The sequence below is a fragment of the Terrisporobacter sp. genome (assembly GCF_017888745.1).
Lineage (GTDB): Bacteria > Bacillota > Clostridia > Peptostreptococcales > Peptostreptococcaceae > Terrisporobacter.
Window position 1 is genome coordinate 1 of sequence record NZ_JAGHFM010000267.1, and the last position, 13,060, is coordinate 13,060.

At 26.5% G+C, this 13,060-nt stretch carries 16 protein-coding genes and 1 pseudogene; 16 read left to right on the plus strand and 1 reads right to left on the minus strand.

Features of this window, described 5'->3' with window-relative positions:
• The 15 genes and pseudogenes from J7G74_RS12115 to J7G74_RS12185 form a co-directional block, all read left to right on the plus strand.
• A pseudogene (locus J7G74_RS12115) lies at positions 1 to 1,066 on the plus strand (hypothetical protein); the annotation flags it as partial.
• Positions 1,067 to 1,249: 183 nt separating this feature from the next.
• On the plus strand, positions 1,250 to 1,675 hold the full coding sequence (gene ruvX, locus J7G74_RS12120) for a Holliday junction resolvase RuvX (RefSeq protein ID WP_297135738.1): 426 nt from the start codon (positions 1,250 to 1,252) through the stop codon (positions 1,673 to 1,675).
• Between the two features lie 79 nt (positions 1,676 to 1,754).
• On the plus strand, positions 1,755 to 2,024 hold the full coding sequence (locus J7G74_RS12125; RefSeq protein WP_297135740.1) for a DUF1292 domain-containing protein: 270 nt from the start codon (positions 1,755 to 1,757) through the stop codon (positions 2,022 to 2,024).
• Positions 2,025 to 2,830: 806 nt separating this feature from the next.
• Entirely contained in the window at positions 2,831 to 3,286 is a 456-nt protein-coding gene (locus J7G74_RS12130; RefSeq protein ID WP_297135743.1) for a Fur family transcriptional regulator, read from the plus strand.
• 471 nt (positions 3,287 to 3,757) lie between these two features.
• The gene (locus J7G74_RS12135; RefSeq protein WP_297135772.1) at positions 3,758 to 5,434 is read left to right on the plus strand and encodes a ribonuclease J; all 1,677 of its coding nucleotides are present in this window, start codon (positions 3,758 to 3,760) and stop codon (positions 5,432 to 5,434) included.
• A gap of 114 nt (positions 5,435 to 5,548) precedes the next feature.
• Positions 5,549 to 5,884, plus strand: a complete 336-nt coding sequence (locus J7G74_RS12140) for a YlbF family regulator (protein WP_297135746.1) — start codon at positions 5,549 to 5,551, stop codon at positions 5,882 to 5,884.
• A 15-nt stretch (positions 5,885 to 5,899) separates the two neighbouring features.
• Entirely contained in the window at positions 5,900 to 6,187 is a 288-nt protein-coding gene (locus J7G74_RS12145; protein ID WP_297135747.1) for a DUF503 domain-containing protein, read from the plus strand.
• Positions 6,188 to 6,302: 115 nt separating this feature from the next.
• Positions 6,303 to 7,457 (plus strand): D-alanyl-D-alanine carboxypeptidase family protein, encoded by a 1,155-nt coding sequence (locus tag J7G74_RS12150; protein WP_297135749.1) that lies wholly within the window; start codon positions 6,303 to 6,305, stop codon positions 7,455 to 7,457.
• A 155-nt stretch (positions 7,458 to 7,612) separates the two neighbouring features.
• Positions 7,613 to 8,203 carry a site-2 protease family protein gene (locus J7G74_RS12155; RefSeq protein ID WP_297135751.1) on the plus strand — a complete coding sequence of 197 codons (591 nt, stop codon included), beginning with the start codon at positions 7,613 to 7,615 and terminating at the stop codon, positions 8,201 to 8,203.
• A gap of 11 nt (positions 8,204 to 8,214) precedes the next feature.
• Positions 8,215 to 8,943 (plus strand): segregation and condensation protein A, encoded by a 729-nt coding sequence (locus J7G74_RS12160; RefSeq protein ID WP_297135753.1) that lies wholly within the window; start codon positions 8,215 to 8,217, stop codon positions 8,941 to 8,943.
• Complete coding sequence (scpB, locus tag J7G74_RS12165) at positions 8,936 to 9,475, plus strand: SMC-Scp complex subunit ScpB (protein WP_297135756.1); 540 nt, start codon at positions 8,936 to 8,938, stop codon at positions 9,473 to 9,475. The genes J7G74_RS12160 and scpB overlap by 8 nt, the downstream gene beginning before the upstream one ends.
• 73 nt (positions 9,476 to 9,548) lie before the next feature.
• A complete protein-coding gene (locus J7G74_RS12170) occupies positions 9,549 to 9,776 on the plus strand; it encodes a hypothetical protein (RefSeq protein WP_297135758.1) in 228 nt (75 codons plus the stop codon).
• Positions 9,777 to 9,933: 157 nt separating this feature from the next.
• Complete coding sequence (locus tag J7G74_RS12175) at positions 9,934 to 10,479, plus strand: DUF2953 domain-containing protein (RefSeq protein WP_297135759.1); 546 nt, start codon at positions 9,934 to 9,936, stop codon at positions 10,477 to 10,479.
• 1 nt (position 10,480) lies between these two features.
• The gene (gene ytfJ / locus J7G74_RS12180; protein ID WP_297135762.1) at positions 10,481 to 10,918 is read left to right on the plus strand and encodes a GerW family sporulation protein; all 438 of its coding nucleotides are present in this window, start codon (positions 10,481 to 10,483) and stop codon (positions 10,916 to 10,918) included.
• Positions 10,919 to 11,087: 169 nt separating this feature from the next.
• Positions 11,088 to 11,225, plus strand: a complete 138-nt coding sequence (locus tag J7G74_RS12185) for a hypothetical protein (protein ID WP_297135764.1) — start codon at positions 11,088 to 11,090, stop codon at positions 11,223 to 11,225.
• Between the two features lie 54 nt (positions 11,226 to 11,279).
• On the opposite strand, the gene J7G74_RS12190 is transcribed toward J7G74_RS12185, so the two are convergent.
• A complete protein-coding gene (locus tag J7G74_RS12190; RefSeq protein ID WP_297135767.1) occupies positions 11,280 to 12,014 on the minus strand; it encodes an NAD-dependent protein deacylase in 735 nt (244 codons plus the stop codon).
• A 185-nt stretch (positions 12,015 to 12,199) separates the two neighbouring features.
• On the opposite strand from J7G74_RS12190, the gene J7G74_RS12195 reads away from it, so the two are divergent.
• Positions 12,200 to 13,060, plus strand: an 861-nt coding sequence (locus tag J7G74_RS12195) for an SH3 domain-containing protein (protein ID WP_297135770.1), incomplete at its 3' end; no start/stop codon positions are given.

The following is a 13,060-nucleotide window of genomic DNA, read 5'->3' on the forward strand; positions in this document are numbered from 1 at the left end:
AACTGTAGTTAATACATTTGTTGGTATAGTTTCAGCATCTTGGGTTATAGCAATGCTTGCTTTATTATTTAAGGATAAATTACCGCACAAAGAAAAAGTATTTACAATATTAAAAGAGTTGATTAAACTAGGCTTAATAATGCCACTTACTTTATTACTTGCACCTATATTTAATTTTAAAAGTCCAGTAGGTATAATTACAGGTGTTATATTAATGACAATACTACTATACTTATCTGGTAGATTATTATTTAAGGATAATGATATAAAGCAAATGGGATATTATGCTTTATTAACAATAGCTTTAATAGTAATAGATTCTGTAATGGGAACATACCTTATGAAAAACTGTATTATGAGTTATGATGCCATAGTAGGGGCTAGGTATTACGGAATAGGTAATGAATATGAAGGGGTTACTATTGCAAGTGCTGTATTTGCTTTATCTGTTTTACTAAATTATAAAAAGATACCTAAATGGTTAACCGTTGTATTGTCTGTTATAATACTTATTACAAGTGCATTCCCTTCAATGGGAGCAAATGTAGGTGGGGCTATATCTGAATGTGTAGCATATTTATTATTTATAATGCTTATATTCGATATTAAATTAGATTTTAAGAAAATTATGCTCTTAGGTTTATCAGCAGTTTTAATAGTTTTAGTATTTGCCGCATTAGATTTATTTATGGGAGCGGAATCACATCTAGGAGTATTTGCTAAACAAATTATTCAAGAAGGTCCAAGTGCTATAATTTTAACTTTCACTAGAAAGATTTCCATGAACTTAAAACTTGCCAAATCTACTGTTTGGGTAAATATCTTATTAACAGGAATATTCGTAATAGGTATATTTATATTCAGACCATCTAGACATATGAGAAATATATCTAACAAATATAATATGATATTTAAAGGATTTATAGAGTCTATGGTAGGGTGTATAATTACATTATTAGTAAATGACTCTGGAATAGTTGCAGCAGCTACAGCATCTATTTATATACTTATACCAATATTAATAATAAGTATCAATATGATAATATTTAACGATAAAAAAGAATAGTAAAATATAAATTAGCCAGAATATTTTTCTGGCTAATTTTTTAAATATAATATAAAATAGGTATGAAGAAATCAAAATAAGATAAAATAATAAAAGTTATAATAAATTCTACATATTATAATTTTTTTATCATAAATGAAATTGATTTTATGAATATTGAAGTATACTCAAAGGAGAAATAATATGTTAGATGGAAGAATAATGGGCCTTGATATAGGTGATAAGACTATAGGAGTTGCAGTAAGTGATTTAATGGGGCTTACAGCTCAAGGTGTAACAACTATTAAAAGAGTTGGGAAGAAAAAAGATATAGAAGAAATAAAAAAAATCATTGCAGAAAGACAAGTTAATAAAATTGTTTCTGGTCTTCCTAAAAATATGAACGGAACTGTAGGCCCACAAGGAGAAAAAGTTCAAAAATTTTGTGAATTATTAGAAGCTGAAACTAACTTACCAATTGAATTTTGGGATGAAAGATTATCGACAGTAGCTGCAGAAAGATCATTAATAGAAGGTGATGTTAGCAGACAAAAAAGAAAAAAAGTAATAGATATGCTTGCAGCAGTAATAATATTACAAGGATATTTAGATTTACAAAGAAATTTCTAATAATATTTTAATAATATATTTGAAATTGTGCTAGTATAATATATAATATAAAAAGAAGAAAGAATTTGAGGTGATTTAGATGCAAGATAATATAATTAGCTTAATCGATGAAAATGGAGTAGAAAGCGAATTCGAAGTAATATTAACTTTAGAAGCGGATAATAAGGAATATGCTATATTGATGCCAGTTGATGATGAAGAATCTGAAGAAGCATTAGTATTTAGAATAGACCAAGATGAAGAGGGAGAAATGTTAGTACCTCTTGAAGATGATAGAGAATATGAAATAGTTGTTGATGTTTATAATACATTAATGGATGAAGAAGGACTAAACGACGACGAATTCTAAATTTAAATTAAACTACCTAGAAATAGGTAGTTTTTTATATTTTAAGGGATTATAAATTATCTGAATTGCGGATGATTTATAATCACAATTGATAAATTTGATCAATGGGCAAAGCTATTATTGACACAAAGTAGATCACCAATGCAGTGGCTTAGACGAAGTGAATTTTTTATTATATAAAAAGTAGTTTAAATTTAATTTTCATAAAAAATACTTTTTTATAGCTTTTAAATAATTAAAAAATAAATTAATTGATTAAATAAAGTAATAAATTCATCTTATGGATTAAAAGTTAATAAAATTGGGAATAATATAAAATATATAACTGATAGTGGCAATAATCAATTAAATGGATATTAAGCCTTAGCTTATTGTAGACTTAGAAATATAGATAATTGTTTTATATAGAAGCAAGGTAAAGAAAAGTATTAGAAAGCTTAGAGAATAAAATATTAAAGATTTCAGTGTTTAAATATCCCAGATTAATAAAAATAAAATTTAAAGTATGTAAAGGTAAGTATTTCTAATTATAAAAATTTAAATTTTGAGATTATATATAGAAACTTAATGAATTATTGAATACAACAATTACAGTTATCTATTTATAAATATGGAATATACGATAAGATAAATAATAATTTTCAATATATTATTAATTAGCATAAAGAAGTGAATTGACAAGTACTACATGAGTTTCTATATAATTAAGAGAAATAAAGTAATTTACATTCTTGAATAGATTGACATTATAAAAGTTATCAATTACAATATTTACAAAGGATTATCAATTGAAAACGGGTGGTATTATGTGTAATACAATAGAAAATTTAAAAATTAAACTAAAAGATTTAGGACTTAAGATTACTCCTCAAAGAAGGGCAATAATCAACATATTATTAGAAAATAATGATAGACACTTAAGTAGTGAAGAAATATATGATTTAGTAAGAGAAAATTGTCCAGAAATAGGACTTGCGACTGTATATAGAACAATGCAATTATTAGATGAAATAGGAGTAATTTCAAAGTTAAATTTAGATGATGGATGTATAAGATATGAGCTTGCTTTAAATAAGTCTGAAAGCCATGACCATCATCATTTGATTTGTAAAAAATGTGGAAAAATAATAGAAGTTGAAGATGATTTAATGGACAATGTAGAAAGTGAAATACAAGGTGCTTATAAGTTTAAAATATTAGACCATGATGTGAAATTTTATGGATTATGTGAAGACTGTAATAAAGATATAAGTTCTAAGTAGAACTTATATCTTTATTTTTTTAATTTATGGAAATTATTATTTACCTACTTTGTGTATAAATAAATATAACTTACTAACTTAATTAGCGGATAAAGTAGTTGTATACAGTAGTAGATTAAATCTTAAGTAATATGATAGTTTGTTATAAAGGTAAATATTTAACTAGTAAATAGGTAAGACTAATTGAACTTTTATTTTTAAAGAAAACGTGTTTGTATCAGATATAAGTTGAATATCTAGATAACATTTTCAAAAATATTTAAATAAGTATAAATTATTATAAACAAATTTCTACAAAATGAATATATATAATTTAGTAACTATTTTAATAATATATAAATGTATTTTTAAATTTACTTAAAATATGGTTAATTTTATGATACAATAAAATTAGTTGGTAAAAAGTGCGTGATTTAATATTATTTTTTAGGTGCAACAAGAAATTAGAAAATTGAATAGACAGAGGAGATGATGCAATTGTTTAAGAAAAACACCAACAAGGTTAAAGTAATGGCTTTAGGTGGTCTTAACGAGATAGGCAAGAATATGACCGTAATAGAATATAAAGATGAGATAGTTGTAATTGATGCGGGTTTAAGCTTTCCAGAAGATGAAATGTTAGGAATAGATATAGTTATACCGGATATAACTTATTTGTTAAAGAATAAAGATAAGGTAAAAGGTATATTTATTACACATGGGCATGAAGATCATATAGGAGCTTTACCGTATATACTTAAAAAATTAGATGTACCTGTGTACGGAACTAGACTTAGCATTGGGCTTATAGAAGTGAAATTAAAAGAACATAAGTTGAATAACGTAAAGTTAAATGTTGTTACTCCTAAACAGACGATAAAGCTTAAAAATATAAGTGTTGAATTTATAAAAAATAACCACAGTATACCAGGATCTTGTTCACTGGCAATACATACTGAGCAAGGGGTTATTTTCCATACAGGAGATTTTAAAATAGATCTTACTCCAATTGATGGAGATGTTATGGATATTCATAGAATTTGTGAGCTAGGTAGTCAAGGGGTACTTTTATTATTAGCAGATAGCACAAATGTTAGTAAACCAGGCTTTACTATGTCTGAAAAAATAGTAGGAGCAGGTTTAGACGATTTATTTAGAAAAGCTAATGGTAGCAGAGTTATAGTTGCGACATTTGCTTCTAATATTCATAGATTACAACAAATTATAGATATGGCGGTTAAATTTAATAGAAAAGTTGCTGTCTCAGGAAGATCAATGATTAATGTTATTGGAGTTGCTAAAGAGCTTGGATACTTAGATATAGAAGACGATACTTTAATAGATTTAAATGATATATCTAAATACAAAGATAACGAATTAGTAATAATAACTACAGGAACACAAGGAGAGCCAATGTCAGCCCTTGCAAGAATGGCAAGTGATGAACATAAAAAAGTAGAAATAAAAGCAGGTGATTTAGTTATCATTTCAGCACATCCAATACCAGGAAATGAAAAATTAATATCAAAAGTTATAAACCTTTTATTTGAAAAAGGTGCAAGAGTTGTATATAATGATATCGCTGATATACACGTATCAGGACATGCTGCACAAGAAGATTTAAAACTTATTAACAGAATGGTAAAACCAAAATTCTTTATGCCAGTTCATGGTGAATATAGAATGTTAAGTCGTCATGCTGTATTAGCTCAAGAATTAGGAATGCCAGAACAAAATACATTTGTTATGCAAACAGGTCAAGTTTTAGAACTAGATAAAAACTCTGCCAAGGTGACTACAACTATACCAACAGGAAATGTTCTTGTAGATGGTCTTGGTGTTGGAGATGTAGGTAATATAGTACTTAGGGATAGAAAACATTTATCAGAAGATGGATTAATGATAGTTGTTGTTACTATCTCGAAAGAAGATGGAAAAGTATTAGCAGGACCAGATATAATCTCTAGGGGATTTGTGTATGTTAGAGAATCTGAAGATTTGATGGATGGTGCAAAAAATATAATTAAAGATGTTCTAAATGAATGCGAAGAAAAAAATATAAAAGAATGGGCATACTTAAAAAATAATATTAAAGAAAACTTAAAAGACTATTTATATACAAAAACAAAAAGAAATCCGATGATACTTCCAATTATAATGGAAGTATAGCAAAAAATACCTCAGTATTTGAAATAAAAATACTGAGGTATTTTTATTAAAATATAATCAAAAGAAACTTCATTTTGCATATATACAATATATAAGCTAAAAAGGAGGTACACTATGAGCGTATATAATACAGCTACAAAGCTAGCAAGTGAAATTAGAGATAGTAAAGAATATAAAGATTTTATTAAAAATATGAAAGAAATGAAAAAAGATAAAAATATGGAACTTTTATTGGCAGAATATAAAAAAAATCAATATAACCTTCAGTACTCAACTATGAATAGTAAAAAAATTGACAAAAAATCTATGAAAAGGATGGAAGATATTCAGAAAAAGGTGAAAAATAATGAAAAAATATATAACTATTTATTAGCTGAGCAAAAATTTAATATAATGATGGATAATATAAATAATATAATTGCACAAACCGTGACAGATGACTATAAATAGAAAAGAGGAATTAGAATGAAAGTACTAGTTATGAGAATTGATTTAAAAGCAAATTATGTACATTCCCTAAAAGAAAAAAGAATGATAGTAAAAAGTTTAATAGGAAGATTGCAAAACAATTTCAATATAAGTATTAGAGAAGTAGAAAATCAAGATTTGCATCAATTAATTAGTATAGGTATTGTGAAGTTAGATTTAATTAATAAAGAAAGTGATCAATCTAAAGATAAGATAATAAATTTTATAGAAGAAAATTGCGAAGCAGAAATTATAGATATTGAAAGTGAAATAATAAATTATTAAAAATTATAACATGTAAAAGATACTAATTATAAATTAGAAATATTGGTAAAAAATAATACTATAGAAATAATAGATTATATGTTAATAAAATTAAATACAATTAAGAGGTGACGAGATGAAAAAGTTTATTAGCTTTCTACTTACATTAACTATTATTATAGGTCAAGGAAGTATTATTTTTGCCGAAAAAAATGATAAAGGTAAAGTAGACATAGAATCTAAGTCTGCTGTACTAATGGATGCATCTACAGGAAAAGTTTTATATGAAAAAAATTGTCATGAAAAATTACCTCCAGCAAGTGTAACAAAAGTAATGACTTTACTTTTAATTTGTGAAGCTTTAGAGAGTGGAAAAATAAAAGAAAATGATGATGTACAAATAAGTGAAACTGCATCAAGTATGGGTGGAAGTCAAGTATTCTTAGAACCCGGAGAAATCCAAAAGGTTGATACACTTGTAAAATCTATAGCTGTAGCATCTGCCAATGATGCTTGTGTAGCAATGGCGGAATATGTTGGAGGAAGTGTGGAAGAGTTTGTAGATTTAATGAACAATCGAGCAAAAGAACTTAATATGAAAGATACACATTTTGCTAATACAAATGGACTTCCTGTAGATAATCACTATACATCTGCTTATGATATTGCTCTAATGTCAAAAGAACTTTTAAGACATAAAAAAATATCAAAATATCTTACTACGTGGATGGATGAAGTTGTAGTTGGGAAAAAGAAGGCTAAGATAGGTATTTCTAATACTAATAAATTAGTTAAACATTATGCTGGTGCAACTGGAGTAAAAACTGGTTTTACTCAAGAAGCTAAATATTGTCTTTCTGCATCTGCACTTAGAAATAATACACACTTAATAGCGGTCACACTATGTGCAGAAACTTCTCCAATAAGATTTAAAGATGCTACTACTTTATTAAATTATGGATTTGCGAACTATGAAAGTGTAAAAGTATGTTCAGCTAATGAAAAAATTACTACAGTTAAATTTGAAAAAGGATCTAAAGAAAATGTAGACTTAGTATCAAAAGATGATTTGACTGTTTTAATTAAAAAAGGAGATTCAAAAGATTTTACAAAAAAGGTACAAGTAAGGAAAGATTTATCTCTTCCTATAAAAGCTAATAGTGACTTAGGTGTTGTAAAAGTTTATAAAGGAAAAGAACTTGTGGGAGAAACTAGAATTGTAAATACTGAGGATATAGATAAAGCATCTTATGGAGAAATGCTAAGACGAGTGGTTGATAAATTATTATAGTAATTAAATTAATAATATAAGAGCTATGAATTAGATAAAAGTATATCTATCTCATAGCTTTTATATTGTAATTTATGAATATAAATATTTTGATTATAATTTTATAAATTGTTATAATAATAGTATTATAAAAAATTGCTAGGAGAGAAAAATAAATGAATTATTTAAGTGAATTGTTAGTATCATTAGTTGGAATTGTCGTAGCTATTTCTGTACATGAATTTGGTCATGCATATTCGGCTCACTTATTAGGTGATGATACTGCTAAATATAATGGAAGGATGACTTTGAATCCATCTAGACATATTGATCCAGTTGGTTTTATAACATTATTAATTTTCCATATAGGATGGGCTAAACCAGTGCCTGTAAACCCTAATAATTATAAGAATTATAGAGTTGGTAGTGTGATAGTTGCATTATCTGGAGCTATAGGAAATCTTTTGGCGGCTATTGTTTGTGGATTTATAGCAACACGTGTAGATATGTATGCGATAAGACTGATTGCATCAACAGCTATGTGGATTAATATCGGATTTGGTGCATTCAACCTTCTTCCTATACCACCTCTTGATGGATGGGGTATAATATCAGCTATATTACCATATAAATATAATGAATTTATTTATAAATATGAGAACATGGGGTATATGGTGTTATTGATAGCAATATTTACAAAGGCTTATACCATATTTACAAAACCAATAACTATATTATTTTATAATATAGTATCTATATTTTTTTAAGAGGTATTTTAATGAAGTATAATATACATTTAAATGTTTATGATGGTCCTCTAGATTTACTTTGTGATTTGATATCAAAACAAAAAATTGATATAAAGGATATATCTATTTCTGAAATAACTAGTCAATACTTAGCATACATAGATATGTTAAATGAAATGGATTTAGAGGTTGCCAGTGAATTTATAATTATGGCATCTAAACTTGTTGAGATAAAATCTAAATATCTTTTATATAAACAACATCATGAAGAGCATGAAGAGGATCCAAGACTAGAGTTAGTTGAAAAAATAGAAGAATATAAAAAATTTAAAGAAGCTTCCTTAAGTTTAAAAGAAAATGTTCACTATACTTGTGATACTTTCTTTAGAGCAAAAGAAGAAGTAATAGTAGATAATAAAATTGATTTAGATGAAATTTCCATAGAGTCTATAAGAAAGATTCTTCCTTTAATATTAAAAACAAAGGTTATTGAAGGTCATGATAAAAGTAAAGAACTAGACATGATAGTAAGAAAAAGAGTAGTATCTGTTGATGAGAAGATGGAAGAATTAAGAAACCTTATGGAACAAGAAGAAAGAATAAGTTTTGTTAAGTTAGCAGAGTATTATGATAAGGATGAAGTCATAGCTACATTTTTAGCTATACTTGAGTTGATAAAAGTAAAACTTATAGTAGTAGCACAAAATGACTTTTTTGATGATATTCTAATAATAAGACGTGGAGTAGAAAATGAATAGAATAGAGATTAAATATATAATAGAGTCTATTATGTTTGCTTATGGAGAGCCTATTACCATAAAAGAGCTTAATAGTGTTATTGATGAAGAGCTTTCACCGAAAGAAATAGAAATAATGTTGAATTCTTTAATTGAAGAATATAGGGAAAATAAAAGAGGTATTCAAATAATCAAACTAGAAAATAAATATCAGATGTGTACTAATAAAGACTATGCAGATTACATAAAGAAAGTATTAGAACCTAAAAAAAGGAAGTCTCTTAGTCAAGCTACATTAGAAACTTTGACAATAATAGCATACAAACAACCAATTACTAAAGTTGAGATTGAAAGTATTAGAGGTGTAAAATGTGATAAGGTCCTACAAACTTTATTAGATCATGACTTAATAAGAGAAGCTGGTAGGTTAAATAAGATTGGTAAACCTATTATATATAAAACAACACCTGAATTTTTAAAGCTATTACAAATTGAAAGTTTAAAAGACTTACCTCCTATCGATAGTTTTGAAAGTGAAGATGAGAGCATTTAAATAAAATTATAATAATATATTTGTAGAAATATTTACAAGTATTTTAATAATATATTTAAATGGAGAGGATAGAATGAAGAGCAAATTTGCATTGTGTATATACATATTGTTTGCTGTTTTAAGTTTTTTCTTTGGGGTTAAAATGTTTCAATCTAGAGATACATTAAGAGGGATTTTGTTCATGGTAGCTGTAATTTGTTGGGGTATGTGTATTTATAACAACTTTGCCATAAATAAAAGATCTAATCAAAGATTAAACGTTTCTGTTTCACAAAAGAATTCACATAATAAGAAAAAATAAAATTAAAGCCATAAGCTAATTTAGCTTATGGCTTATTTATATGTTATGGAAATTTTTATTAAAAATTTTATAGTAGGATAAAGTATATAGGCCTGTAACGATTCTAGTATATAGAAATTAAAGTATATATATGCTACTTTTGCAAATAATATGAAATATGAAATATATAAATTTACATCCAATGATAACAATATTTTTGGCGATTTTAATTTTGTTGATAATATCATATAATCACTTTATCTTAACGATATATATAAAAGACAATAAGGTTAAAGTTTTATTAAATATAAAAATGCTATTTAAGTTAATACGCATTAAAAAGCAAATTTACCCGGGAAAAAAGAAGAAAAAAAATAAAAAAATAGGTATAAAAAATATAAAATTTCTAAGAGGTGAATTACAAAATATTATAGATTTATGTAAAAAAATTAAAATAGTAGAAGTCTATTCAAATTTAAAAATAAGTAACAAAAATACATATATAACTATTTATCTTAGTGCATTAATTAATGGTATTTATGGAAATATAATAAATATATTCGATTATGAAAAAATATATTTAAACCTAGTTCAAAGTTTTACAGATGATTATTTTGATGGAACTATAAGAATACATATTAAGCTTAGAATGAATAATATAGTTAAAGCTATACTACTGATATTTAAAATTATGAAAAAAGGAAAGACTAAGGAAGGTGAGTGAAATGACAGCTACAAATTCAATACAAAGCATTATGGAGACAACTCTTGAGATGATTAAGAATTCTATAGATTCAAATACAATAGTGGGCAATCCTATAGAAGCTGAAAAATCTGTAATAGTTCCCATATCTAAAGTTACTGTAGGTTTTGGTATAGGAGGAGGGGAATATAGCAAAAATCATAGAGATAGAAATAATGAAGTTGAAAAGTATGATAATAATAACTTTGCAGGAGGAAGTGGAGGCGCTATTACGATTTCACCGGTTGCTTTTGTAGTAGTTGAAAATGGTGAGACTAGATTAATATCTTTAGAAGATAATGTTAACCTAGTGGATAATATATTAACAGTGACTCCAAGAATTATTGACAAGGTTCAAAGAATTTTTAAACATGAGAATTCTGATATAAAGTTTCAAGAAGATATAGATAAAGAAAAGTAAATAGTTTTTATAAAAATAGGTCTTATTGAAAAAAATGTCAAAAGACTTATTTTTTTATAAAATAATATAAAATAAATGTAATATTTAATAAATAAAGGTAATTTTGTAGATGTTATTGGGAATAATATTTATTAAGAAGAAGTATGACAATAAGTAGGAAGGTGTTTGTATGAACATACTTGAAGCAGCATCTATAATAAAAGACTCTGCAGAAAAAATAGCTCAAGAAAAAGGGATAAGTGAAGAAGAAGCATATTATGAAGCTATTTTAATATATAAAGATGTATACGAAAAAGAAAAAAAATAAGGTGAGCTGGTGTCTTACCTTATTTTTATGTTTTAAGAAGTATATTTAAATTTTTCAAAGTATTACCTCGGATAGAACTTTTCCTATAGAATCATTAATTACTAAAGATGCCTTACTATCATAACCTGTGCTGCTTTTATTAATTAAGACAACTTTATCTCCATTGAAATAATCTATAAAGCTTGCAGCTGGATAAACGACCAAAGATGTTCCACCTATAATTAACAAATCGGCATTCCGTAAAGAACTAATGGTTTCACTTACAACTTTACTATCTAAAGCTTCTTCATATAAAACTACATCAGGTTTAACAATACTATTGCAATAGTCACAATGTGGAATATTGCCTTCCAAACTCAGCATATCTTTTAAGCTGAAAAACTTACCGCACTTTGTACAATAGTTCCTATGAATAGACCCATGAAGTTCTAGCACATTTTTGCTACCAGCTATTTGATGCAAACCATCAATATTTTGTGTAATAACGGTATTTAACTTACCTATTTCTTCTAGCTTAGCAAGGGCTTTGTGAGCATTATTAGGTTTAGCATCTTGGTATATTAACTTATCTTTATAAAACTTGAAAAATTCTTCAGGGTATCTTATGAAAAAGGTATGAGATACTAACTGTTCAGGGGTGAAATTTTTATTTAACTTTTCATTAAATAATCCTGATGAGCTTCTAAAGTCTGGAATATTTGATTCTGTAGATACACCTGCACCACCGAAAAAAACAATATTATGGTGACTATCAATAAGTTCTTTCAATATTTTTATATTACTTTCCATGTATATACCTCCTAAAATAATATTTATTATATTATAATACCAAATATTCACAAAAATAAGTATAAGTATACAAAAAGGATGATATTTTTAAAAGTATATAAGTTTGAAGAAAAAAATGGTAGAATATGATATAATTATTCAATGTAGAATTTTTAAGTAAATAGTTAAGGAAGAGAGGGGAATTTGTGAGTAAGAAAATAGCATTAGCAACATTATCATTATTACCACTAGCAACTATGAATGTTCATGCTGAACAAATAGGAATGGTTACAGCAAGTACTTTAAATGTAAGAAGTGGTATAGGTAAACAAAATAAAATTCTTTTTACACTTTCAAAAAATGAAAAAGTGACAATCAAATCTAGTTCCAATGGATGGTATAAGATAGCAAATAGTAATAATAAAGAGGGATGGGCATCATCTCAATATATAAAAGTAGTTGAAGATTCAGTTAAAAATACAAAAGTAGTAGATGTTGATAGATTGAATATGAGAAGTGGCCCATCAACTAGTTATAGAGTTTTAAGAGTATTAACAAAAGGTAGTTCAGTGGAAGTAATATCAACAAGTAATAATTGGAGTAAGATAAAGTACTCTGGTATAACAGGTTATGTGCTTGATGAACATTTAAAAAGCAATACTACAGTGAAGTATATTAATGCAAGTGGTGTCAATGTAAGGAGCGGTCCATCAACATCAGATAGCATACTTGGTAGGTTGAATAAAAATGATAAGGTTGAAATAATATCAGAAAGTGGATCATGGAGTAAAATAAATTACAAAGGAAGTACAGCCTATGTAAGTAGTCAGTATCTGTCTGATAAAAAAGTAGAAAATGATAAGGACGAAGAAGTAAAAGTAGAAAATAAATGGGTAACAACAGATAATTTAAATGTAAGAAGTGGCCCATCAACATCATATAGTATACTTGGAAAATTAAATAAAGATGATAAAGTAGAAGTGATATCAGAAAGTGGATCATGGAGTAAAATAAATTACAAAGGAAGTACAGCCTATGTAAGTAGTCAGTATCTGTCTGATAAAAAA

Coding starts and splice junctions, on each gene's coding strand:
- J7G74_RS12175 (WP_297135759.1), top strand. CDS start 9,934: ATGAAATATATAAATTTACATCCAATGATAACAATATTTTTGGCGATT.
- ytfJ (WP_297135762.1), top strand. CDS start 10,481: ATGACAGCTACAAATTCAATACAAAGCATTATGGAGACAACTCTTGAG.
- J7G74_RS12150 (WP_297135749.1), top strand. CDS start 6,303: ATGAAAAAGTTTATTAGCTTTCTACTTACATTAACTATTATTATAGGT.
- J7G74_RS12135 (WP_297135772.1), top strand. CDS start 3,758: ATGCAATTGTTTAAGAAAAACACCAACAAGGTTAAAGTAATGGCTTTA.
- scpB (WP_297135756.1), top strand. CDS start 8,936: ATGAATAGAATAGAGATTAAATATATAATAGAGTCTATTATGTTTGCT.
- J7G74_RS12185 (WP_297135764.1), top strand. CDS start 11,088: ATGAACATACTTGAAGCAGCATCTATAATAAAAGACTCTGCAGAAAAA.
- J7G74_RS12145 (WP_297135747.1), top strand. CDS start 5,900: ATGAAAGTACTAGTTATGAGAATTGATTTAAAAGCAAATTATGTACAT.
- J7G74_RS12190 (WP_297135767.1), bottom strand. CDS start 12,014: ATGGAAAGTAATATAAAAATATTGAAAGAACTTATTGATAGTCACCAT.
- J7G74_RS12140 (WP_297135746.1), top strand. CDS start 5,549: ATGAGCGTATATAATACAGCTACAAAGCTAGCAAGTGAAATTAGAGAT.
- J7G74_RS12155 (WP_297135751.1), top strand. CDS start 7,613: ATGAATTATTTAAGTGAATTGTTAGTATCATTAGTTGGAATTGTCGTA.
- J7G74_RS12130 (WP_297135743.1), top strand. CDS start 2,831: ATGTGTAATACAATAGAAAATTTAAAAATTAAACTAAAAGATTTAGGA.
- J7G74_RS12125 (WP_297135740.1), top strand. CDS start 1,755: ATGCAAGATAATATAATTAGCTTAATCGATGAAAATGGAGTAGAAAGC.
- J7G74_RS12170 (WP_297135758.1), top strand. CDS start 9,549: ATGAAGAGCAAATTTGCATTGTGTATATACATATTGTTTGCTGTTTTA.
- J7G74_RS12160 (WP_297135753.1), top strand. CDS start 8,215: ATGAAGTATAATATACATTTAAATGTTTATGATGGTCCTCTAGATTTA.
- ruvX (WP_297135738.1), top strand. CDS start 1,250: ATGTTAGATGGAAGAATAATGGGCCTTGATATAGGTGATAAGACTATA.